This window comes from Streptomyces sp. NPDC048416 (genome assembly GCF_043200435.1).
In the GTDB taxonomy this organism is placed as follows: domain Bacteria; phylum Actinomycetota; class Actinomycetes; order Streptomycetales; family Streptomycetaceae; genus Streptomyces.
In genome coordinates this window covers 1-22705 of record NZ_JBICXU010000026.1, presented here as the reverse complement: position 1 = coordinate 22705, position 22705 = coordinate 1, and the positions used below count along the sequence as shown (strand labels likewise).

At 71.8% G+C, this 22705-nt stretch carries 17 protein-coding genes; 8 read left to right on the top strand and 9 right to left on the bottom strand.

The genetic code is table 11. From position 1 onward, the window contains the following. Positions 1 to 105 precede the first annotated feature (105 nt). The 6 genes from ACGFW5_RS26790 (at position 106) to lgt (ending at position 5892) form a co-directional block, all read left to right on the top strand. Entirely contained in the window at positions 106 to 243 is a 138-nt protein-coding gene (locus ACGFW5_RS26790; protein WP_393836839.1) for a hypothetical protein, read from the top strand. Beyond that, positions 240 to 329, top strand: coding sequence for a K(+)-transporting ATPase subunit F (gene kdpF, locus ACGFW5_RS26785; protein WP_393836838.1), 90 nt, complete (start codon positions 240 to 242; stop codon positions 327 to 329). Before ACGFW5_RS26790 ends, kdpF begins: the two co-directional genes overlap by 4 nt. A gap of 8 nt (positions 330 to 337) precedes the next feature. Further along, complete coding sequence (gene kdpA, locus ACGFW5_RS26780) at positions 338 to 2041, top strand: potassium-transporting ATPase subunit KdpA (RefSeq protein ID WP_393836837.1); 1704 nt, start codon at positions 338 to 340, stop codon at positions 2039 to 2041. Further along, positions 2038 to 4167: a potassium-transporting ATPase subunit KdpB gene (kdpB, locus tag ACGFW5_RS26775; RefSeq protein WP_393836836.1), complete on the top strand. Its 2130-nt coding sequence runs from the start codon at positions 2038 to 2040 to the stop codon at positions 4165 to 4167. Before kdpA ends, kdpB begins: the two co-directional genes overlap by 4 nt. Before the next feature lie 23 nt (positions 4168 to 4190). Continuing rightward, positions 4191 to 4868 carry a potassium-transporting ATPase subunit C gene (locus ACGFW5_RS26770; RefSeq protein ID WP_393836835.1) on the top strand — a complete coding sequence of 226 codons (678 nt, stop codon included), beginning with the start codon at positions 4191 to 4193 and terminating at the stop codon, positions 4866 to 4868. 178 nt (positions 4869 to 5046) lie between these two features. Continuing rightward, positions 5047 to 5892, top strand: a complete 846-nt coding sequence (gene lgt / locus ACGFW5_RS26765) for a prolipoprotein diacylglyceryl transferase (protein ID WP_393836834.1) — start codon at positions 5047 to 5049, stop codon at positions 5890 to 5892. Positions 5893 to 6019: 127 nt separating this feature from the next. Here lgt and ACGFW5_RS26760 read toward each other — a convergent pair whose 3' ends face one another. From ACGFW5_RS26760 to ACGFW5_RS26730, 7 genes are all read right to left on the bottom strand, one after another. Then, positions 6020 to 6682, bottom strand: coding sequence for a LuxR C-terminal-related transcriptional regulator (locus ACGFW5_RS26760; RefSeq protein ID WP_393836833.1), 663 nt, complete (start codon positions 6680 to 6682; stop codon positions 6020 to 6022). Continuing rightward, complete coding sequence (locus ACGFW5_RS26755; protein ID WP_393836832.1) at positions 6667 to 7992, bottom strand: sensor histidine kinase; 1326 nt, start codon at positions 7990 to 7992, stop codon at positions 6667 to 6669. The genes ACGFW5_RS26760 and ACGFW5_RS26755 overlap by 16 nt, the downstream gene beginning before the upstream one ends. Before the next feature lie 23 nt (positions 7993 to 8015). Beyond that, entirely contained in the window at positions 8016 to 8855 is an 840-nt protein-coding gene (locus tag ACGFW5_RS26750) for a metallophosphoesterase family protein (RefSeq protein ID WP_393836831.1), read from the bottom strand. A 271-nt stretch (positions 8856 to 9126) separates the two neighbouring features. Beyond that, the gene (locus tag ACGFW5_RS26745) at positions 9127 to 9576 is read right to left on the bottom strand and encodes a hypothetical protein (protein WP_393836830.1); all 450 of its coding nucleotides are present in this window, start codon (positions 9574 to 9576) and stop codon (positions 9127 to 9129) included. A 390-nt stretch (positions 9577 to 9966) separates the two neighbouring features. Next, on the bottom strand, positions 9967 to 14880 hold the full coding sequence (locus ACGFW5_RS26740) for a DNA repair ATPase (protein WP_393836829.1): 4914 nt from the start codon (positions 14878 to 14880) through the stop codon (positions 9967 to 9969). 75 nt (positions 14881 to 14955) lie between these two features. Further along, the gene (locus ACGFW5_RS26735) at positions 14956 to 17046 is read right to left on the bottom strand and encodes a flotillin family protein (protein ID WP_393836828.1); all 2091 of its coding nucleotides are present in this window, start codon (positions 17044 to 17046) and stop codon (positions 14956 to 14958) included. Between the two features lie 105 nt (positions 17047 to 17151). After that, entirely contained in the window at positions 17152 to 17763 is a 612-nt protein-coding gene (locus tag ACGFW5_RS26730; RefSeq protein ID WP_393836827.1) for a hypothetical protein, read from the bottom strand. Positions 17764 to 18125: 362 nt separating this feature from the next. Here ACGFW5_RS26730 and ACGFW5_RS26725 point away from each other — a divergent pair, with 362 nt between their 5' ends. Beyond that, on the top strand, positions 18126 to 19184 hold the full coding sequence (locus ACGFW5_RS26725) for a PucR family transcriptional regulator (protein WP_393836826.1): 1059 nt from the start codon (positions 18126 to 18128) through the stop codon (positions 19182 to 19184). 12 nt (positions 19185 to 19196) lie between these two features. Here the strand turns inward: ACGFW5_RS26725 and ACGFW5_RS26720 are convergent, their stop codons facing one another. Further along, positions 19197 to 20540, bottom strand: coding sequence for a phosphatase PAP2 family protein (locus ACGFW5_RS26720; RefSeq protein ID WP_393836908.1), 1344 nt, complete (start codon positions 20538 to 20540; stop codon positions 19197 to 19199). 345 nt (positions 20541 to 20885) lie between these two features. Beyond that, positions 20886 to 21401, bottom strand: coding sequence for a DUF6194 family protein (locus ACGFW5_RS26715; RefSeq protein ID WP_393836825.1), 516 nt, complete (start codon positions 21399 to 21401; stop codon positions 20886 to 20888). Between the two features lie 26 nt (positions 21402 to 21427). Between ACGFW5_RS26715 and ACGFW5_RS26710 the strand changes: the two genes are divergently transcribed. Continuing rightward, entirely contained in the window at positions 21428 to 22237 is an 810-nt protein-coding gene (locus ACGFW5_RS26710; protein ID WP_393836907.1) for a MerR family transcriptional regulator, read from the top strand. Positions 22238 to 22705 lie beyond the last annotated feature (468 nt).

Genomic DNA, 22705 nt, shown 5'->3' with positions numbered 1-22705 from the left:
GCGTATGAGCTCCGCCCGGCGTATGAGACCCGCCCGGCGTATGAGACCCGTATGGGAGCCGCCGCGGGCCGTATGAGGAGCGTCAACGGAGGCGGAACGCGCCCGTTGAGGAGGTTTCCTCAAGGGGTCCGTTCTTTCCGACTCCCTGAGGAGTTCACGATGGCCGACACGGCCTTCGTCGTCACCACGGTCGCGGTCTTCGCGCTGGTGGCGCTCATCGCCAAGGGGGTGGCGAAGCTGTGACCGCCGAGAACATCGTCGGCCTCGTCGTCGCCGTCTCCCTGCTGGGTCACCTCGTCCTCGCCCTTGTGTACCCGGAGAGGTTCTGAGCACCACCATGTCTCCTGTTGTTGCCGGCGTGCTCCAGTTCCTGGCCCTGGCCGTGGCGCTGGGCCTGGCATACCGTCCGCTGGGCGAATACATGGCCCGGGTCTATTCGAGCGACAAGCACCTGCGCGTCGAGAAGTGGATCTACCGGGCCATCGGCGCCGACCCGTCCACCCGGATGCGCTGGCCCGCTTATCTGCGGGGCGTCCTCGCGTTCTCCGCGGTCAGCGTCCTCTTCCTCTATCTGATGCAGCGCGTGCAGGGCTCGCTGCCCGGCTCGCTCGGCTTCGTCTCCGTCCCGCCGGGCCAGGCCTTCAACACGGCCGCCTCATTCGTGGCCAACACCAACTGGCAGTCGTACGCGGGCGAGCAGACCATGGGCCACGTGGTGCAGACCGCCGGTCTCGCGGTCCAGAACTTCGTCTCCGCGGCGGTCGGCATCGCCGTCGCCGTCGCGCTGATCCGCGGCTTCGCCCGGACCCGCGTCCCCGATGCCGCCTCGCCGGGACGTACCCCCTCGTGCGCCGGTGAACTCGGCAACTTCTGGGCCGACCTGGTGCGCGGAACCGTCCGCATCCTCCTGCCGGTCTCGGTGCTCGGCGCGATCGTGCTGGTCGCGTGCGGCGCGCTCCAGAACTTCGCCGGCATCCACGAGGTCGGCCAGTTCATGGGCGGCTCCCAGCAGTGGAACGGCGGCGCGGTGGCCTCGCAGGAGGCGATCAAGGAGCTGGGCACCAACGGCGGCGGCTACTTCAACGCCAACTCCGCCCACCCCTTCGAGAACCCCAACGGCTTCACCAACCTCTTTGAAGTCTTTCTCATCCTCCTCATCCCGTTCGCGCTGACCCGCACCTTCGGGCGCCTGGTCGGCTCGGTCAGGCAGGGGTACGCGATCCTCGCCACCATGGCGGTGATCTGGGCCGGCTTCACCGCTTTGATGATGTGGACCGAATTCCACCACGGCGGCCCCGCGTTCACCGCCGCCGGTGGTGCGATGGAGGGCAAGGAGAACCGGTTCGGCGTCGGCGGCTCGTCCCTCTTCGCGGTCGCCACCACCCTCACGTCGACCGGCGCGGTGGACGCCTTCCACTCCTCGTTCACCGGATTCGGCGGCGGCCTCACCATGCTCGGCATGCAGCTCGGTGAAATCGCGCCCGGTGGCACCGGTTCCGGCCTCTACGGCATGCTGATCATGGCGATCATCGCGGTGTTCATCGCGGGCCTGATGGTGGGGCGCACGCCGGAGTACCTGGGCAGGAAGATCGGCACCCGCGAGATCAAGTTCGCGGCCTGCTACATCCTGGTCACCCCGGTCCTGGTCCTGAGCTTCACGGCCGTCGCGATGGCGATGCCGTCCACGCTCGCCTCGATGACCAACCCCGGGGCGCACGGCTTCTCCGAGGTCCTTTACGCCTACACCTCGGGCGCCAACAACAACGGCTCCGCGTTCGCGGGCCTCAACGCCAACACCCCATGGTTCAACACCAGCATCGGGCTGGTGATGCTGCTCGGCCGGTTCGTCCCGATGGTGTTCGTCCTTGCGCTGGCCGGCTCGCTCGCCGAACAGCGGCCGGTGCCGGAGACCCAGGGCACGCTGCGCACCAACAAGCCGCTGTTCTCAGGGCTGTTGACCGCGACGGTGGTGATCGTCGCGGGCCTGACCTACTTCCCGGCGCTGGCGCTCGGCCCGCTGGCGGAAGGGCTGGCGTCATGAACACCACAACGAAGCGCGAGGACGAGATGCCCACCGCCCCCCTCATCCGTGCACCCCGCGCCGATGACCCCGGCGGGCCCGGTCCCACGGCCGGCCGTGCGGGGCGCGGCGTGTTCGGCCCGAAACAACTGGCCGCCGCTCTCCCGGACGCGGTCAGGAAACTCGACCCACGGGTGATGGTCAAGTCGCCCGTGATGTTCGTGGTCGAGGCCGGCTCGGTCCTGACCACCGTGCTGGCCATCCAGAACCCGGGGGACTGGTTCGGCTGGGCGATCACCGCATGGCTGTGGCTGACCACCCTCTTCGCGAACCTCGCGGAGGCCGTCGCCGAGGGCCGGGGCAAGGCGCAGGCGGACACCCTGCGCAGGGCCAGGACCGACACCGTCGCCCGCCGCCTGGACGGGACCACCGAGCACGAGGTGCCCGGCGCCGCACTCAGGATCGGTGATCTGGTCGTCTGCGAGGCCGGCGACACCATCCCGGGTGACGGAGACGTCGTCGAGGGCGTGGCCTCCGTCGACGAATCGGCGATCACCGGCGAATCGGCCCCGGTCATCCGCGAGTCGGGCGGTGACCGCAGCGCGGTGACCGGCGGCACGAAGGTGCTCTCGGACCGCGTGATCATCAAGATCACGACGAAGCCGGGCGAGACGTTCATCGACCGGATGATCAGCCTGGTGGAGGGCGCGGCCCGGCAGAAGACCCCGAATGAGATCGCTCTCAACATTCTCCTGGCGTCCCTCACGATCGTCTTCCTGCTCGCGGTCGTCACCCTCCAGCCCTTCGCCCTCTACGCGAACGCCGAGCAATCGATGATCGTGCTGGCGGCGCTCCTGGTCTGTCTGATCCCGACCACCATCGGCGCCCTGCTGTCCGCGATCGGCATCGCGGGCATGGACCGGCTGGTCCAGCGCAACGTCCTCGCCATGTCGGGCAGGGCGGTCGAGGCCGCGGGCGACGTGTCCACGCTGCTGCTCGACAAGACCGGCACCATCACTCTGGGCAATCGCCAGGCGGCCGCGTTCGTGCCGGTCGGCGGCGCCACGCCGGCCGAGGTCGCCGACGCCGCCCAGCTCTCCTCCCTCGCGGACGAGACGCCCGAAGGCCGCTCCGTCGTGGTCCTCGCGACGAAGGCGTACGGGCTCGGCGAGCGTCACCGCGACGAGCTGACCGACGCCCGGTGGGTGGCTTTCACCGCCCAGACCCGTATGTCGGGTGTGGACGTGGACGGGCGCAAGGTCCGCAAGGGCGCGGCCGGTTCGGTGACCGCGTGGGTGAAGGAGCGGGGCGGCACGGTCGCGCGGGACGCCCAGGAACTCACCGACCGGATCGCCGAGGCAGGCGGCACGCCGCTCCTGGTGGCCGTGGACGACGCGGCAGGAGCCCGTGTCCTCGGCGTCATTCACCTCAAGGACGTCGTCAAGGAGGGCATGCGGGAGCGGTTCGGCGAGCTGCGCCGCATGGGCATCAGAACAATCATGATCACGGGCGACAACCCGCTGACCGCCCGGGCGATCGCCGACGAGGCCGGCGTGGACGACTTCCTCGCCGAGGCCACGCCCGAGGACAAGATGGCGCTCATCAAACGGGAGCAGGCGGGCGGCAAACTGGTCGCGATGACCGGCGACGGCACCAACGACGCGCCCGCGCTCGCCCAGGCGGACGTCGGGGTGGCGATGAACACCGGCACGTCGGCCGCGAAGGAGGCCGGCAACATGGTCGACCTCGACTCCGACCCGACCAAGCTGATCGAGATCGTCGAGATAGGCAAGCAACTCCTCATCACCCGGGGCGCGTTGACGACCTTCTCCATCGCCAACGACGTGGCCAAGTACTTCGCGATCATCCCGGCGATGTTCGCGGTGGTGTACCCGGGCCTGGACAAGCTCAACATCATGGGTCTGCACAGCCCCCAGTCCGCGATCCTCTCCGCGGTCGTCTTCAACGCCCTCGTCATCGTCGCGCTCGTACCCCTCGCCCTGAAGGGCGTGCGGTACAGGCCGGCCGGCGCCGACCGGCTGCTGCGCCGCAATCTGGGGATCTACGGGCTCGGCGGCCTGATCGCCCCCTTCGTCGGCATCAAGGTCATCGACCTGCTCATCTCCCTCATTCCCGGGCTGCGTTGACATCGAAAGCGTGCGGATCAGTCATGAACAACAACTCCCTCGGAAACACCGCCCGGTTGCTCGGCGCCGGCCTGCGTGCCCTGCTGGTTCTCACCGTGGTCTGCGGGGTGATCTACCCGCTCGTCGTCACGGGCGTCGCCCGGCTCGCGTTCCGTGACCGGGCCGACGGCTCCGAGCTCACGTCCGGTGGGCACGTGGTCGGTTCCGAGCTCATCGGGCAGCGGTACGACCTGCCGAAGCGGGATCCGGGCGACCCGGACGAGCAGGCGCGGCCGGACCTCAGGTGGTTCCAGCCCCGCCCGTCCAACGGGCTCGCCGCGAACACCCTCAACACCCGGTACCGGCTGCTCGTGTCCGGCGCCACCAACCTCTCCGGCGACAACGAGAAGCTGATCGAGCAGGTCAAGGAGGCGAAGGCGGCGGTCGTCCGGGACAACTCCACGCCCGGCCACCCGGTGGACCCGGCGGACGTGCCCGCCGACGCGGTGACCTCCTCCGGCTCGGGCCTGGACCCGCAGATCTCCCCGGCGTACGCCGAACTCCAGGTGCAGAGGGTCGCCGAGCGGAACCACCTGGACGTGCGGCAGGTGGAGCGGCTGGTCGCAGACGCCACCAGCAGCCGCATCCTGGGCTTCATCGGGGAGCCCGGCGTCCATGTCCTCAAGCTCAACATCGCGCTGAGGGAACTCGCGTCACGCTGAGGCGACACCACGGGGAAGCGAGCCGCCGGGGGAGAGGTGAGAGCGCTCTCGCCCCGGCGGGCCGGGCCCTGGCCCCGGCCCGCCGACCTGGGCCCCGGGGGCTTCCGCACCCGATGTACTGTCGTGCGGGTCCACCCGGCGCCGCCCGGGTCATCGCGCGTGCAGAGAGGTCGAGTTCATGGTTCTGGCGTATCTGCCGAGCCCTTCCCAGGGGGTGTGGCACCTGGGGCCCGTACCGATCAGGGCGTACGCGCTGTGCATCATCGCCGGTGTCTTCGCCGGGGTGTGGCTCACCCGCCGCAGGTGGACGGAGCGCGGCGGGAACCCCGACGACATCTCCGACATCGCGGTGTGGGCGGTGCCGTTCGGGCTGCTCGGCGGCCGGCTGTACCACGTCATCACCGACCCGGAGCTGTACTTCACCGCCGGGCACCAGCCCATCCGCGCGCTGTACATCTGGGACGGCGGGCTCGGCATCCCCGGAGCGGTCGCCCTCGGCGCCTTCGGGGCATGGCTGGGCTGTCGGCGCCGCGGCATCGCGCTCGCGGACTTCGCGGACGCCGCCGCGCCCGGCCTCGTCCTGGCCCAGGCCATGGGGCGGTGGGGCAACTACTTCAACCAGGAGCTCTTCGGCCGCCCCACCTCCCTGCCGTGGAAGCTGCTGATCGACCCGGCCCATCGGCCCGACGCCTCGCCGGCCATCGCCTTCTACCACCCCACCTTCCTCTACGAATGCCTGTGGGACCTGGGTGTCGTGGCACTGCTCCTGTGGCTCGACCGGCGGTACGGCCTGCGGCGCGGCCGCCTCTTCGCCTGTTACGTCCTCGCCTACACCGCCGGGCGGGCCTGGATCGAGGCCCTGCGCATCGACCATGCCAATCAGTTCCTCGGCCTGCGCCTGAACGACTGGGTGTCCGCCGCCCTGTTCCTGGGCGCGGCCGCCTACTTGATCTTCTCCCGCCGGTCCGCGACGCCGCAGGACGAGGCCGTGGCCGACGCGCGGCAGGAGGAGAAGACGCCATAGCGCCGAGGTGCGCGTGTCCGGGCACACGGATCTCCCGCGTGCCCGCGCAAGCCTCCGTCACCAGCGACGAGCGTCATCATGTCTCCCGCGTGCCCGCGCAAGCCTCCGTCACCGGGGACGAGCGTCGTCATGCGTCGTTCGGATCGGCGGCGCCGAGATGGGCGAGGACCGCCCGCACCCGGCGGTTGGTGTCGTCGTCGGTGACGAGGCCGAGCTTCGCGAAGATCGAGGTCGTGTACTTGCTGATGGCGCCCTCGCTCAGGAACAGCCGGGCGGCGATCGCCGTGTTGGACAGGCCTTCGGCCATCAGCGCGAGCACCGAGCGCTCCCGCTCGGTGAGGCCGGCGAGCGGATCGGCCCGCCACGGCCGGCCGATGAGCTTCGCCACCACCGTCGGATCCAGTGCCGTCCCGCCGCCGGCGACACGGCGCAGGGCGTCGATGAACTGGCCGGCGTCCAGGACGCGGTCCTTGAGCTGGTAGCCGATGCCGCCGTGTCCGTCGGCGAGGAGTTCGCGCGCGTACAACTGCTCCACGTGCTGCGACAGGATGAGCACGGGCAGCCCGGGAACCTCGCGGCGGGCGGCGAGGGCGGCCTGAAGTCCCTCGTCCGAGAACGTCGGAGGCAGCCGGACATCGACGACCGACACGTCCGGCCGCAGGGTGAGCAGCGCGTCGAGCGTGGCGGGGCCGGTGTCGACCGCCGCGACGACGGTGTGCCCGTGCGCCTCGACGATGCGGACCAGTCCGTCGCGGAGCAGGAAGAGGTCTTCGGCTACGACAACGCGCACGGCACCGCCACGGTGATCCGAGTGGGTCCCCCAGCGGGGCTTTCGATGTCCAGACGGCCGTGGAAGGCCGCCATTCTGCGCTCGATCCCGCGCAGCCCGGAACCCGCCGACGCGGCGGCTCCGCCGACCCCGTCGTCGCTCACCGTCGCGGTGAGCGTCAGCCGCGCGTAGGCGAAGGCGATGGTCGCCCGAGAGGCCCCGGCGTGCTTCACGACGTTCGCCAGGAGCTCCGCGACGGCGAAATAGACGGCCGACTCGACGGGACGCTCCACCCGGGAGGGGACCGTGCTGTGCACGCCGACCTCGACCGGCGCGTCCAGCGCGAGGGCGCGGACGGCGTCCACCAGGCCGCGCTCCGCGAGCACGGGCGGGTTGATGCCGCGGACCAGGGAGCGCAGTTCGGCGAGCGCGGTCGCCGACGCCGTACGCGCCTCGGCGAGGAGGGCCTTCGCGGCGGCGGGATCGGTGTCGACCAGCTGCTCGGCGACGCCCACCGACATGCCCATGGCGAGCAGCCGGGCCTGGGTGCCGTCGTGCAAGTCCCGCTCGATGCGCTCCAGTTCGGCCGCCTGCGTCTGGGTCAGGTCCGCCTGGATGGCTTCCAGCTCCTTCACCCGCCGGCCGAGCCAGGAGCGCGGGACCGGCCCGAGGAACCGGCGCGCCACGGGCCCAAGGACGCGCCAGGCGAACGGGGCGGCGGCGAGGGAGGCCACGGTCAGGGCGACGCCGTACCCGATGAGCTCCGGCGTCAGCATCAGGTACGCGCCCCCGGCGAGGCCGAGCAGCGGCAGGGCCGCGACCGGCAGCACGCTCACCCCGGCGACCAGGCCCCACAGCCCGTCCCAGTGCAGTTGTGGATCATGGAAGCGGGCATGCACCTTCGCCCTGCGGCGCGCCTCGCGCTCGGAGCGGTGGTACTCCTGACCGTCCCACCAGTAGCCCGTCGACATGCGGCGGACCTGAAAAACCGCGCGGTACGTCACGTCGAGCCGCACTCCCGGCCAGCGCTCGGCACGGGCGCGCGCCGCCTCGGCGAGGGGCCGGCTGGTCAGCGGGTGTACGACCCAGACGGCCATGGCGGTCCACAGGAGCACCATCAGGACCTGCCCGACGGTCACCAGGGCCCGGACGGCCAGGGGCGCGCTCAGGTGCTCGGACCAGGAGCCGACCACACGGGCCCCGCCGAGTGCGGCACCCAGACACACCGTGGGCAGGGGCCACGTCAGGCCGGTCAGTACCGCGGACCGGTACAGCCCGCGCGCGATCTCGGCCCACCAGTGCGGTGGACCGCCACCCTCGGGCAGCCTCATCGGTCGGTCCTTTCGCCGCCGCGTCAGGACGCCGGCAGAATGCGGCGCGGGACTCCGGGCGGGCCCGGGCGGTCGCGCCACTCGCGGGGGTAGCCCACCGACACCTCTTCGAAGCGGACGCCCTCGTGCCAGGTCGTACGGGGGATGTGGAGGTGGCCGTAGACCATGGCGGCCACGCGGAACCTGCGGTGCCAGTCGGCGGTCAGCCGCGTGCCGCACCACATGGCGAACTCGGGGTACCACAGGACGTCCGTGGGGTGGCGGTCCAGCGGGTAGTGGTTGACCAGGACCGTCGGCAGGTCGTCGGGGAGCGCGGCGAGCCGGCGTTCGGTCGCCGCCACCCGGTCCCGGCACCAGGCCTCGCGGCTCGGGTAGGGGTCGGGGTGCAGCAGGTACTCGTCGCTGCAGATGACACCCGTCTCGTGCGCGTAGGCGAGCCCTTCCTCCTTGGTGGTGCGCCCGGCCGGCAGGAAGCTGTAGTCGTACAGCAGGAAGAGCGGCGCGACGGCGACCGGGCCGCCGGGTCCCTCCCAGACCGGGTAGGGGTCCTCGGGGGTGAGCACGCCCATGTCGCGGCAGAGCTCGACCAGATGCTCGTAGCGGGCGACGCCGCGGAGTGTGACGGTGTCCTTCGGGTGGGTCCACAGTTCGTGGTTGCCCGGAGCCCAGACGACCTTGCGGAAGCGGCTCGCCAGCGTCTTGAGGGCCCAGCTCACGTCGGCCACCGTCTCGGCGACGTCCCCGGCCACGAGCAGCCAGTCGTCGTCGGTGCCGGGCACCATGCGCTCGACCAGCGCGCGGTTCTCCGCGTAGCTGATGTGCAGGTCACTGATGGCAAGCAACTGCCCCGAACCGTCGGCCATCCGATGTCCCCTCGCCCCGCCACGCCCGCACACGACCGAGATCACGAAAACACACTCCGCCACGCCCGGACAAGGTGCTTCCTTGCCGCGAGGCCGACGTTGGGCCGGTGCGAGACCGGCGTCAGGCCGGTGTGAGACCGGTGTGAGGCCGACGCGAAGCCGGTGCGGGGCCGATGCGAGTCAGGTGCGAGTCACGTGCGAGGCGGGCGCGTGCGCCGTGCACGCCCGCTGGAAAGCATCGCCCAGGAGTCCGCGCTCAAGGAGCCTGTCCTCACGTGGACTTGGGGAAGACGGTACGCAGCGCGCCGCCTCTGATGGTGACCGCGGCGTGGACCAGGGCCAGCGCGGAGAGGCCCTGCATCACGGCGAACCAGGGCGGGCACAGGCCCGGAACGAGGTCGACGCCGACGATCGCGATGGGCAGGACGACGGTGAGCGTGCTCAGCCGGTCGTACGCGCGACGCGACCCCGTGGCGACGTCGAGGGCCATCCGGTGGATCAGCGCGGTGACCGCGAGCAGGATGAGGGACCGCACCCACATGAAGGACGTCACCGACTGGCCGAGCACCGCCATCACCGCGACCGTCGCGAGGACGATGGCGCTGACGCAGCCGTAGAGCGCGATGCCCTTCCGCAGCGTGCTGGTGGTCTCCCGGACCCGTGCGGTGTCGAGCTGTGCTTCGACGACCCCGGCCTCGGCGGTCTTCGTGTTCTTTCCCATGGCCTTCGCCCTCCGTCTCGATGTGCTGACGACGCTACGGACGGCGTGCGGGGCCCGGTATGGGTCTGGACGTACGGGCGGGTGGGTCCAGACCCACCCCCGCGGGCCACGCCCTTCGCGGGGCCCGGCCGCACGCCGCCGCGCCGCGTGAGCCGGCCGCCCGCCCATGGCCCGTGATGGCGTGCCGTGTTCGTCGGCCACGAAGCCCAAGTGGCCCTGCGCGCTGCCGCCCGGCCGGCACAGAGGCAGGATCGGACGGGTCGGGACGGGACGGGACAGGACGGGTCGGGGCAGCGGGCCCGAAGTCTCCACCGCGCAGGGCCTGCGCGGCGTCAGGGGCGGGACGACGGCTCTGCCTCACGCGCCCCGTGCGGCAGGGCCTGTACGGCGTCAGGGGCGGGGCGGCTCTGCCTCACGCGCCGCGTGCCGGGCACGCGCGCCGTCCACGGCGTGCCGCGGCCCGCCCGCGTGGGTGATGGCGGACTCCACGGCGGCGATCCGGTCCGCGAGGAGCCCGAGCGCGGCGACGGCCCGGGTGAGGGGGTCCCCCTCGGGGCCGCCGAGCGCCCGGTCGCGTACGTGGGCCGACGTGATCTCCGTCCAGCGGGCCTCCTGCGCGGCGGTGAGCCTGCCCCGCAGCGCGGCCAGCTTGAGAAGGGCGGCTTCGGCGCCGGAGGCTAGGGTCTGGGCCTCGCTCGTGTAGTGGTCGTCGATCACGGCGGCGAGTTCGTCGTCGTTCATGACCGGATCGATCCGCGCGGCGATCTTGTTCATGTCGCGGTACGAACCCTGGAGCCGGAAGGGCGGTTCTGTGCGGGTGCTGTCGCTCTGCGCGGCGGATGCGATGTAGGCGGCGTTGACGGCGAGCACGGTGGCCCGCGCGGCGAGCAGATGCCGCAGCACCGCCACGATGCGCTCCAACTCCGCAGGCGCGAACGGGTGGTTGAGCCGGCCCGCGCGAGCGGACGGATCGTGTTCGGCGAGCCGGATGAGCAGATCGAGGTCGGCGCGGTCACCGCCCGCGAGCGGCGCGAGCACCGGGTTGGACGTCAGCGCGTTCTCGACGAAACTCAGCGCGAAGACACGCTCCTTGCCGTTCAGTACGTCGCCGAGGTTCCACACGTCGGCCCGGTTGGCCAGCATGTCGGGGATGCGGAAGCGCTGCCCGGACTCGGTGTACGGATTGCCCGCCATGCAGACGGCGAAGCGTTTGCCGCGCAGGTCGTAGCTGCGGGCCCGGCCGTCGCGGACGCCTTCCATGCGGCGGGTGCCGTCGCACAGCGGGATGAACTTCTGGAGCAGCTCGGGCGAGGTGTGCTGGATGTCGTCGATGTGGAGCAGGGTGTTGGTGCCGGCCTCCAGAGCGAAATTGATCTTCTCGACCTCCCGGCGGGCCGGCGCGTTGGGCGCCTCGGCCGGGTCGAGCGAGGTGACGGCGTGCCCCAGCGAGGGCCCGTCGACCTTGACCAGGACGAGCCCGAGCCGGCTCGCCACGTACTCGATCACGGTCGTCTTGCCGTAACCCGGCGGGGAGATGAGCAGCAGCAGGCCGTTGCTGTCGGTCCGCCTGGTGTCCCCGGTCGTGCCGAGCTGCCGGGCGAGGCTGTCGCCGATGAGCGGCAGACAGACCTCGTCGAGCAGGCGGTTGCGGACGAACGACGACATCACCCGAGGCCGGTACTCGTCCAGGCGCAGCCGGCTCCGCTCCGCGGCGGCCAGCGTCGTGCGCCGGCGCTGGTAGTCACGGAATCCCACGGCGGTCCTGACCGTGAAATCCCTGACCCGGCAAAGGAGTTCGTCGATGCGGACCGTGAGGGTGCGGCCCGGCGTGATGCGGGCGTGCGTGCCGAGCAGGCCCTCGACCGTGACGGACACGGGCGCCTCGCAGTCGTACCGGGCAAGGCCCGGGCAGAGTTCGACGGCGACCGCCTCCGCGAGCTCGCCCGCGTCGACTTCCTCGCCCGCCGACGCGGCGTAGGAGGACAGCCACGCCTCGACGAGCTGGCGCCGGTCGGCCAGGACGTCCAGCGCGGCCAGATCCTCGTCGTAGGCCGACGTCCCGGCCGCACGGCGGAACTTGTCGAGCAGATCGCGCGTGGCGGCGCGGGTGACGAAACCGTCGGGCGCGCAGGCCAGCTCCTCGAAGAGGTACGCGGCGGCCGCGGCGGCCGCGGCCGACCCCTCCATGGCGCGGGCCAGCTCGGCCAGAACGCCGTCGACGGCCGGGGTGTGACCGAACGTGGCGCGGACGCGGGCCAGCGACGTCACGCGCCGGGCCCACGTCGCCCGCTCCGCCTGCGTGGTGCGATGCGCCCAGAACAGCTGCGCTTCGGCGCGGGCCGCCGGCGGGTGGGCGAGCAGCCCGGCACCGTCGTGCAGCCGGAGCAGCGCGGCGAGGACGAGAGCGGCGTCGTGGTCGTGGACGCCGCGTTCGTAGCCCTCGTCGTACGCGGCCTCGGCGGCCCGCCGCACGAGCGCGGGCAGGTCGGCGCCGGCCAGGGCGGCCGGCCCGTGCTCGGTGAACAGCCGCACGGCAAGGTACTCGCCGCGGTAGACGTCGGCGTTCTCGGACGGCAGGGCCTGCTCCCAGTAGGGGCGGGTGGCCTCGAACGCCGGATCGTCGACGGGGGAGCGGTAGTCCGTGCCGGTGAGCGCGAAGGCCGGCCCGTCGCCGTGCGGGACCAGCGTCAGATCCAGGGGTTGGCTGTTGACCGCGAACGCGTGGCGCCCCAGGCGCACGGTCCTGCCGTCGTCGCCGTACAGCTCGCTCCGGTCACGCAGGGCGCGCCCCGCTTCCTGACGGGCCGCCTTGATGCGGCCCTCCAGCTCCTCCGCCCGGACCCGCTCGCCCAGTTCACGCAGCTCGCCGGCGGCCCGGCGGACCTTGGCGACCATCGGGTCCGAGGCGAAGTAGGTGGTGACCGCGTCCGGGTCGGGGAGGCTCGCCAGGCGGCGTCCGATCGTTTCCAGGACCCGGGCGGCCGAACCGGCCAGCCGCTCGGCACGCCGGGCCCGGGCATCCTGAAGGGTCTGCTTGCGGGCCGAGAACGCCTCGTACACCTCGGTGCGCCGGGTGCCGAGCCCGGCAAGCGCGGTGTCGGACTCCGCGAACCGCGACTCCAGGTCCTCCAGCCGCAGCAGGATCGCGGCGAGCTGTTCGTCGCAGCTCTCCGGGGTGTTCGCGGCGGCCAGAGCCCCGGTGACGGACTGTCCCAACAGGGCCATTTCCGCCGCGAGTTCGGCCGTACCCTCGTGGGAGCGCAGCTCACGGCGGCGCGCGTCGAGGACGGCGCGCACGCGGTTGACGCCGCCCAGCACGTCCGCGATGCGTTCCAGGATCGCGGTGCGCACGGTCGTGTCGCCGACGTCGAGCGCCGCCACCACGTCGGTGACCGTCCGCAGCCCCTCGGTCCGTTCGTCGAGCCCGGCGGCGACCGGGGCGGCCTCGGCGACCGTGGCGATCCCCGCCGCCCGCGCGGCCAGACCCTCGATGTCCTCGTGGAAGCCCGCGAACGCGTCCTCGCGCGCCAGGAAGGCCACGGCGCGCCGGGCGAAGGCGTCGATGTCGGCGGCGATGCCCGCGGCCAGCTCCTCCACCCGCCCGGTGTCGGCGTACCGCAGCTCCTTGAGGGTGATCAAGTGCCCCTGTGCCCGGCGCAGTTCGGTGAGCCGCTTCACCCAGTCGGCGGCGCTGCGGGGCGCCTCGGCGCGCGTGCGGCGCACCAGCGACTCGGCCTGTGCGGCGGCCTCGTCCAGTGCGTCGAGGGCCTGCCGGGTGAGAGCCCGCACGGTCTCGAACTCGGCCAGCACCTGCTCGGCGGTGCCGCGGATCTCGTTCAACGGGCCCAGCAGATCGCCCACTTCGAGATCGCCGAGCCAGTGGTGGGTGTCGCAGGCCCGTACGCAGGAGGTGAGCAGCGCCTCGTACCCGCCGGTCGTCGGCGCGGCCGTCCCGGTGACCGCGCGGGCCAGCGAGAGGCAGTCGGAGATCCCGCGCACCAGATCGGCGTTGCCGATGCGCGCCAGGGGACCGGCGCCGGCCGGCCGGGCGGCGGCCCAGGTGTCGCCGACGTACGGGGAGCGCCAGCGCTGGACCGGATGGACCCGGGCCGGCTCGGCGCCGGCGCCCGCGCCGTCCGCCCGCAGCACCACAAGGGTGCCGTCGTCGAAGAGCGCGTAACCGTGGCAGGACAGCGGAGCGGAGACCGTCTCGCGGATGACGTTGTACGGCAGGAGCAGGCTGCGGCCGTCGGCCCGGGAATGGAAGGCGTACAGCACGTCCTCGCCGTTGGGGGCGCGCAGCACCCGCTCGAACTCCATGCCCTCGGTGGCGATGTCGAAGGTCTTGGCGGCCCCGGTGGTCAAGCAGTAGCCGCCGGGGAAGACGATGCCCTGGTCCTCGGGGAGCCGTCGGCACGCCGGCCCGATGCCGTCCAGGCGCAGCACGGTTGTGGTGGCGCGGTTGAAGACGAGGTGGCGCCACGCCTCCTCCTTGTACGGGCGCACCCGGAGCAGGATCAGACCGCCCACGCGCGCCCACTCGATGTCCGCGTCGGCGAGCGACTGAAGTGGCTCCTCGACCGGCTCCGAGTGGATTGCGTCGGCCGTCTCGGTGTCGTCCTCGGCCTTGACGCTCAGCGTGCCGCCGACCGTGCCGACGAACACCTCCCCGCCTATGGAGACGTGCGGATGGCGGCCAAGGACATGGTCCTCGCGGGTGGCGGGGACCCACGTGAAGTCGTGGGAGGGCGCGAAGACGTGGTCGCGCTCCCCGCGCGCGTCCAGGAACGTGGCGGCGCCGTCCGCGTCCAGGGCCCAGCGCAGCACCCGGATGTCCCCGCTCGTCTCGCCGGTCCGGAAGACGGCGAGGAGCTTTCCGTCGACGTGCCGCAGCCGCAGCAGACGCGCCTGGCGGTAGTAGCGGTGGAGCGCGGCGAATTCGTGGACGAACGCGGGGTCGTCGAGGAGGCCGGGCACCGCGTCGTCGGGAAGCCGCTCAAGGCCCCGGTCGTACAGGGCGAAGACGTCACCGACCGCCGTTTCGGCCTTGAGCCCGACGACGGCGTGGTAGCCGAACAGAAGCCGGTCGCCGACCGCCACGACGTCGCGCGCCACGCAGGTGTCCGCGGTGAGCAGCCGCTCCGCGCCGACGAGGGACAGCTCGGCGGAGCCGAACTCCTCGGTACGGCGGCCATTGAGCGCTTCGGCCCTGCGGGCCAGTTCGGCGGCCTGCGCGGCCAGCCGGTCTCGCAGCACCTCGTAGGCGCCCGCGTCCACGGCGGACGAGGGGGACGTGCTGTTCATGGTGGGGCTCCCTGCGGATGCGTACGGACGGGGTCCGGGGCCCGCGCGTGAGGCGCGCGGGCCCCGGACCGGGACTCAGACCGTGGCCGAGCCGTTCACGGAACCGGCCGGCGCCGGGGCGGGCACATCGGCGCGGCCCAACTGGCCTGCCGTGTCGAGCAGTTCGGCCGACTGCCCGGACGGTGCGCCACCGGACTGCATCAGCTTCATCAGGAGCGCCGACACCGTCAGGTTCTGTACGTCGCCGCTCGACACCGAGCCGAGCATGCGGGTCAGGTCCTCGGGGAAGCTGGAGCTCCCGTCCAGCCAGGGGCCCGCGAGCGCCTGCGCCGTCTCGGAGTGCTGCACGAACCCGTCGACGCTTCTGCCCAGGGCGATCGAGGAGACCAGCCGGTCGAAGAAGACGGACTCGCCGCCCACGATGCTGATGTCGGCGTTCTCCAGGCCGGTGGCCAGGACCGTGGCCTGGGCCTCGGCGACCTGGCGCTGGGTGTCGAGCCCCGCGAGCCGGATCTCCTTCTCCGCGGCGAGCCGCAGCCGGTACTCCTCGTGCCCGCGCGAGGCGTCGTCGAGCGCCGCCATGGCGGCGGCCTTCTCGGTCAGGCCCTCCGCCTCGGCCTTCAGCTTCTCGCCGATCATCGCGGCGTCCGCCGTGGCCTGCGCCTGGGTGCCCTCGGCCACCGCGAGCGCCTTCAGGCGGGAACCCTCGGCCTCCGCCTTCAGACGGGCGCCGGTCGCCTCCGCCTCGGCCCGGCCCGCCTTCTCGATGACCTCGGCCTCCTTGTCGCGTACCTGGACCTGCGCCAGCCCCTCGGCGGCCGCCTCCGCCTGAAGGCCCTCCGCGAGCCGCAGCTTGGCCCGGGCGTCGAGGTCGGCGGACTTCAACCGGGCCTCGGCCAGGGTCAGTTGTTCGGCCGCGCGGTGCCTGGCGGCGGCCTCCGCGGCCTCCGCCGCCTTGATGTCCTTGACCAGCTTCTCCTGCGCCTCGGCCTCGGCGCCGATGATCACCGCCTGCCGGGTGCGCTCGGCCTCCTCGACCATGCGGAGCTTCTTGATGGACTCCTCCTGCTCGGCGACCGTGCGGTCCACCGCGATCCGCTCACGGACCACGTCGGCCACCTCGCGCCGCTCGGCCTCGACCTCCTTGTCCTTGGCGATCGAGGACAGCGCGGTCTCCCGCTCCCTGCCGATGGCTTCGAGCATCCGGTCCTTCTCGATGCGCTCGTTCTCGACGGCGATCACACGCTCCCGGTTCTTCTGCGCGACCGCGATCTCACGCGCCTGGTTCTCGCGCTGCACCCCCAGCTGCTCCTCGGTGCGCAAGAACGCGCTCTGCGCGCCCAGCCGCTCCTCCTCCTGCACCTTGGACGTCGCGGCCTCCTCACGCGCACGCAGCGTCTCGACCTCCCGGCGCTGTTTGATCTCCGCCTCGGACTGACGCCGCTCAAGCTCCAGGATGGTCTCCCTGGCGTCCACGTTCTGCCGGGTGATCTCCTTCTCCTCGGTGCGCTGGAACTCGTTGGTGCGTACGTGCTCGACGGTCGTCAGCTCGGTGATCTTGCGGATGCCCTGGGCGTCGAGGATGTTCGCCGCGTCCAGCTGCGCCATCGGGGTCTGCTCAAGGTGGTCGATGGCGGCGTCGTCGAGGTGATAGCCGTTCAGGTCGGTGCCGATGACCCGGATGATGCGGTCCCGGAACTCCTCGCGCTTGGTGTAGAGGTCCACGAAGTCGAGCTGCTTGCCCACGGTCTTGAGCGCCTCGGAGAATTTCGCGGCGAAGAAGTCCTGGATGGCGATCCGGTCACTGGCCCGCTGGGTGCCGATCGACTGGGCGACCTTGATGACGTCCTCGACGGTCTTGTTGACCCGTACGAAGAACGAGATGTGGATGTCGGCGCGAATGTTGTCCTGGCAGATCAGCCCCTCGCGCCCGGTGCGGCGGATCTCGATGGTCTTCACCGAGATGTCCATGTACTCGGCCTTGTGCAGCACCGGAAGCACCACGGCGCCGGTGAAGGTGACATCGACCTTCTTGGTCTTGGAGATGATCAGCGCCCGGCCCTGCTCCACCTTCCGGAACAGCTTGCCGACCACCAGGAGCAGGGTGACCGCGATGAGCAGGACAACGGCGACCAATACGCCGATGCCCAGGGAAATGGCATCCATGAGACGTCCTTGGGACAGGTGGAGTGAGGCAGCGGCGGGAGGAATGAGCTGGGAGGCGGGGCGCGAGCGGGCCCGGGTCCGGCGTCCTTGGCCGGGGCCGACGCGTCAGGCCGTGGTGCGCGGGTCGAGCGCCGGATCGTAGGGCGCGACCCAGAAGAACTCGCCGACGTCGTCGAACGCGTACAGCAGGCCCGTACTGCCGAGGCGCAGGGGAGCCGTGCCGCTCTGGCGGACCTGCACGAGCGCGGTCGACCCGTCCGCCGCCGCGACCTCCGCCTGGCCGAACTCGCCCGACACAGAACCGGTACGGATCGTGCAGGTCAGGCCGATGAAATCGAGCCGGGACGGCGGCGCATGGCCGGGAAGGACGCGCCGCAGGCAGCGCACGATGAACCGGGTGACGATCCAGCCCGACAGCACGGCCACGGCCAGCACCCCGGCATGGAGAACGGCGAGCGTCGCGCCCGACGCCCCGGAGCGGCGTACGAGGACGGACCCGGAGAGGCTGGTGAACCAGGCGATCGCCGTCAACAGCGACACCGGAACGGTCACCGGAACCCCGCCCGCACCGAACGCCCCACCGTGCACATCCCCGTCGAAGGCCGTGTGCTCGACGGCGCCGAGCAGCACGAGCAGCCAGAAGGCCACGACGACGACCAGCGCGGCGCTGAACAGAGCGGCCGGGAATCCGAGCGCGGCGGCGAGGAACTCCGTCATCGTGACGCCCCCCGTTCGCTCAACACCCGCAGTGACCACGGGACCCGGGGCCCTCCGGCACCAGGCGCGTTTCCGCTTCCCGGCGCCGGAGCCGTTCCCCCGTGTTCCCCCTCGGTCATCTTGGCCAGGGGCAAGCCTGTTCGCATTGCCGGATCCCGGCAGTCTTTACGGCTCCTTGATGCCGGATACTGTCCCTGCGGGCCGACCACCCGCCCCGGCCCCCGGCGTCGATGCGGCTCCGGCTCACTGAACAGCCGGTACCGACCCATCAGGAAGCCGGCCGGTGCCGGCCGCGCCAAGAAGTCGATACCGGCCCCTCACGCGGCCGGCCGACAACGGCGCGTAGACATTCAGGAGAACCAGTGGCGGGGCGGGGCACACCCGAGGACTATCTCGACGGCTACGAACGGATCCTGGCCGAGGCGTGCGCCACCGGGCGCCGGCTCACCCGCGACGAACTGGAGTCGCGCCGCGCCCTGGGCGAGCGGGCCGCCGAAGCCGGTCACAGCCTGCGCACACTGGTCCAGCAGCACCTGGCGACGGCCCGGACCGTCTACCCCGACCTGCCGCGTTCCTCGTTCGACCACGTCCTCGCCGCGGTCGGCCAGGTCATCGACGCCCTGGCCGAAGGACACGAACACGCCCAGCTCCTGGCCGTACGCCAGGAGGAAGCGGCCCGCCGCGAGTTCATCGACGACCTGCTCTACAGACGCAGCGACCCCGGAAACCTCGCGGAGCGCTCCGAACGCTTCGGGCTGCTGCTCTCGCACGCCCACGCCGTGGCCGTCGCCGAAGGGCCCGACGCCTATGACGACGCACACCCCGCCACCCAGAGCGTGCAGCGGGCCCTGTTCGGCCGCTTCGGCAACCGCCGCATCCTGTCCACCACCAAGGACGGCCGGCTCATCTGTGTCGCCCCCGCCGACCAGGACGAGGTGCTGCGCCACTTCGCCAAGCAGGCCCATGCCGTCACCGCGGGCCGGGTCGCCATCGGCCGGCCCCAGCCCGGCGCGGGCGGCGTCGCCCACTCCTACGAGGAAGCACTCAACGCGCTCGACCTCGCCGAGCGCATGAACCTGGACGGCCCGGTGCTGCGCGCCGCCGACCTGCTGGTCTTCCCCGTGCTCACGCGCGACCGTCAGGCCATGGCGGACCTGGTGCACGGCGCGCTCGGCCCGCTGCAACAGGCGCGCGGAGGCCCCCAGTTGCTCCTGGACACCCTGACCGTCTACTTCGACTCCGGTTGTGTCGCCGCCGAGGCGGCCCGCCGGCTCAGCCTGAGCGTGCGGGCCTTCACCTACCGGCTCCAGCGCATCCACCAGCTCACCGGCGCCGACCCCGCCGACCCCGTCCACCGCTACACCCTGCAGACCGCCGTCATCGGGGCCCGGCTCCTGGACTGGCCGGCGAACCCACTGTGACGCGGCGCTCGCTCACACCGGTTCGGGCTGCGGCTCGGCTCGGAGTGGTGGCGTGGACCGCGGTTCCCACGCTCTGGTCGTGCGCAGATAGCCGTAGATCATCGAGAGCAGGGCCAGCAGGACGAGCGGCCCGGACACCCACGGATACGTCGCCATCCGCACCGGCAGGAAGCGGTACGACAGCAGGAGCACGGCGAAGACGGTGGTGCCGTACGCGACCAGCCGGACACCCGACCTGTCCCACCCACGGTCGAGCGCGCGCAGCGCCGTCTCGACGGTGAGCGCGAACACGACGCCCGCCACCAGGTCGACGCCGTAGTGGTAGCCGAAGCCCAGCGTCGCGCTGAGCGTGGCGACCAGCCAGAACGCCCCCGCGAAGCGCAGCGCGCGAGGGCCCCTGCGGGAGTGGATGAAGATCGACGTGGCCCACGCCGTGTGCAGGCTCGGCATGCAGTTGCGCGGGGTGATCCCGTCGTACGGCACCGGATGGGGCACGCCGACCGGCGGCGGGGTGTGCGGCCACAGATTGGCCACCGCCCACTCCACACCGCCGGTGCCGGACGTGCCGGGACCGTAGGCGAAGATCGGCCCGACCACCGGGAAGATCATGTAGATGGCCGGCCCGAGGAGGCCGATCACCAGGAACGTACGCACCAGATGGTGGCGCGGGAAGCGCCGCTCGGCCGCCACGTTGCGCAACTGGTAGGCCGCGACGACCACCGCGGCCACCGCGAGCTGTGCGTACACCAGGTGCAGAACGTGGCTGCCGATCGGGCCGGTGGCCTGCAGGATCCGGCCGGCGACCCACGACGGATTGCCCAGTGCGTGATCGGCGGTCGCGACGTACGGGTCGAGCACGGTCGGGCGGGTCTTGGAGGTGATGAGCAGCCAGGTGTCACCGGTCTTGCGGCCGGCCACGAGGAGCAGGCCGAGGCCGACACCCTTGAGCAGCAGGATCCGTTCGTTGCCGGTACGGCGGGTGATCGCGAACACCGCGCATCCCAGCATCGCCCACAGCGCGCCGTTGCCGAAGAACTGTCCCTCGGGCACCTTGACGTCGCACGCCCACCGCACCAGCACGAAGACGACGTCGATGCCGACCGCGACACCGGCCGCGATGAGACGTTGGCGCCAGGTGAGCACCACCATCATCAGCGCGAGGCCACCGTAGAGCGGACCCGGCTTCGGCGGGAACACCAGCTCCCGCGCCTGGTTGGTGACCGGCCCGGGCACGCCCGCGCAGACACGCGCGGCGATCTCCACGGCGACGAGGAACCCGAGGGCCACCACGCCCGCCGTAACCCACAGGACCAGCCGGGACCGAGACCGGGGAGTGGCCGGAGTTTTGCGGCTTATTCGCGGAAGGATCCGCGAAAAGATAGGTATCAATTGTTTGGCCGATTTGGTAGACGCGACGTGAGGCGGGCGGGTCACCCTGCTCTCACCCCTTCTTACGGCACGGGGGTGTGCCGCGGTGAGGCAGGGGCGATGCGGGCGTTTGTCAAGGTTCGATCATGCCATCGGAGCGATCCGGGGAACCTCGCGGGCACCGCGGTGGGCGTCGCGGGGGCGGACGGGTGCGTTGTACGGAGCGAGCCGTGGCGTCTTGGGAGGTCCCGCTTGGGGCCTCGGGTGGGCCTTGGGGTAGATCCTGATGCGGGTCGTCCGGCAGATGGTTCGGCAGGCCGTAGGGCCGACGGCTCAGGCGGGCCCCGGTTCGCGTCGCCGTGCGGCCCGTGCGCGAGCGGCCTCATGAGCGCCGCGCAGGAGCCGCACCACCGTGTCCGTCGTCCGCTCGGCGGGGTTGACGACGCAGACCCAGCCGAGCGCGCCGTACACCGGATGCGGCATCACACGGTCGACGGCCGCGTAGTCGTGTGCACCGCAGGCGCCGCCCCGTTCCTCTCCGGAGCCGCCCCGTTCCTCTCCGGCGAGGCTCCGTTCCCCTCCGGTGAGCTCCCGGAACGTCGCGCGGTCGACGTGCACGTTCACGCGCCGGCGGCCCGGGAGGCCGAGGCGGGAAGCGGTGTCGCCGGGGTGGTCCTTGGTGACGATCGTCCCGTAGGGCTGACCGTTCCTCGGCATCCGGCCGTCGGGCGCGTAGTAGAAGAACGCGTCCCCCCACGCGAGCTCGGGGGAGCCGTCTCCCGGCTCCGGGACAACGACGAGTGCGCCGTCGAGGTCTCGTACGATCGCGATGATCTGTTCGATACTCATGGTTCAAGCATCACCTTCAAGTGCCTATGTGGGGTTGGCCGGTGCAGGAGAGGGCGAGCGGTTCGCGACGGGGACCGCTGAGGACGGCCGATGTCGCGAAGGAGTCGGGGTACTCGGTGCAACAGGTGCGCGACCTGGAGCGGTTGGGCGTCATCCCCGCGGCCCCCCGCTCGGGCAACGGCTACCGCTCCTACATGCCGGCCCACATCCATGCCCTTCGCGCCTACCGGGGACTCGCCGCAGCCATGGGGCCCGTCGCGGCCAGGCAGCTGCTCGGGGAGCTGTGGACGGGGACGATCACGGAGGCGGCCTCGGCGATCAGCGCGGTGCACGTCCGGCTCGCGCGGGAACGCGAGGAGGTTCTGCGCGCACAACAGGCGCTCCGCGCGATCCAGGGCGAGGCGGACCACCCGGCGCCCGGACCGGAAAGCGACGCGATGACGATCGGGCAGCTGGCCGTGGCGCTCGATGTCCGTCCCTCGACCCTGCGGTTCTGGGAGCTGGAAGGACTCGTCAGCCCCGAGCGCGTGACGTCACTGCGCGCGCGGAGGTACGGGCTTCCCGCGATCGGCGCGGCCAGGATCGTCGCGGCACTGCGCGGCGCCGGATACGGCATTCCCGCGGTGCGCGACGTCATGGCGTCGCTGCACCGGCTGGACAGCCTGGAAGAAACGGAGCGCGTCCTTCGGCAACGCCTGGACGACATCGCCGTGCGGGCGGTCGCGCTGCTTCGAGCGGGCGCGGACTTGGCGGCCGTGGTCACGTCCGCCGAGAGGCCGCCGCCCACCCCACGCCCGGGACCGCCTCCCACGCCGGCCGAAGACGCGGACGCCTGACGGCCCCAGCCGGCCGGGGCAGAGCGAGCCGGCTCCCCCAGCCGCGGCGGGAGCCCCCGAGACCGCCCGCGGTCGACGTTGCAGCGCATCGCCGCTGTTCTCCACGAACGTGCCGACGACGGCCCAACTGGGCCGTCCCGGTGGGCTCCACCCTTTGTGCGTGCCCCACCAGCACGCGGCCAGGGCCCGCAAAAGGAGGGCCTCGGCCGGTGGGCGCACGACCATGCCATCGGCCGGTTCCGCGGCGGACCGCCCTCTGGAATTCGCTTCGCTGCTGGTGCCCGCCGTTCGGGTTCGTTCTCACCGCAGGCCAAGCCGGCGACCTCCGGCCGTCACCGATGTGATGGTCCGCCGATGATCGCGAACGAAACCGCCTAGGGCTTGTCCGGCCGATCATGTGACTACTCCGCGTCGAGGTCGTTGATGTGGGCATGGGGCGGGATGGTCTGAGCGATGCCGAGTGGGAAC

Excerpts from the sequence above, each read along its gene's own strand:
- kdpA (WP_393836837.1), top strand. The coding sequence starts at position 338 with ATGTCTCCTGTTGTTGCCGGCGTGCTCCAGTTCCTGGCCCTGGCCGTG.
- kdpB (WP_393836836.1), top strand. The coding sequence starts at position 2,038 with ATGAACACCACAACGAAGCGCGAGGACGAGATGCCCACCGCCCCCCTC.
- ACGFW5_RS26770 (WP_393836835.1), top strand. The coding sequence starts at position 4,191 with ATGAACAACAACTCCCTCGGAAACACCGCCCGGTTGCTCGGCGCCGGC.
- lgt (WP_393836834.1), top strand. The coding sequence starts at position 5,047 with ATGGTTCTGGCGTATCTGCCGAGCCCTTCCCAGGGGGTGTGGCACCTG.
- ACGFW5_RS26755 (WP_393836832.1), bottom strand. The coding sequence starts at position 7,992 with ATGAGGCTGCCCGAGGGTGGCGGTCCACCGCACTGGTGGGCCGAGATC.
- ACGFW5_RS26750 (WP_393836831.1), bottom strand. The coding sequence starts at position 8,855 with ATGGCCGACGGTTCGGGGCAGTTGCTTGCCATCAGTGACCTGCACATC.
- ACGFW5_RS26745 (WP_393836830.1), bottom strand. The coding sequence starts at position 9,576 with ATGGGAAAGAACACGAAGACCGCCGAGGCCGGGGTCGTCGAAGCACAG.
- ACGFW5_RS26740 (WP_393836829.1), bottom strand. The coding sequence starts at position 14,880 with ATGAACAGCACGTCCCCCTCGTCCGCCGTGGACGCGGGCGCCTACGAG.
- ACGFW5_RS26735 (WP_393836828.1), bottom strand. The coding sequence starts at position 17,046 with ATGGATGCCATTTCCCTGGGCATCGGCGTATTGGTCGCCGTTGTCCTG.
- ACGFW5_RS26730 (WP_393836827.1), bottom strand. The coding sequence starts at position 17,763 with ATGACGGAGTTCCTCGCCGCCGCGCTCGGATTCCCGGCCGCTCTGTTC.
- ACGFW5_RS26715 (WP_393836825.1), bottom strand. The coding sequence starts at position 21,401 with ATGAGTATCGAACAGATCATCGCGATCGTACGAGACCTCGACGGCGCA.
- ACGFW5_RS26710 (WP_393836907.1), top strand. The coding sequence starts at position 21,428 with ATGTGGGGTTGGCCGGTGCAGGAGAGGGCGAGCGGTTCGCGACGGGGA.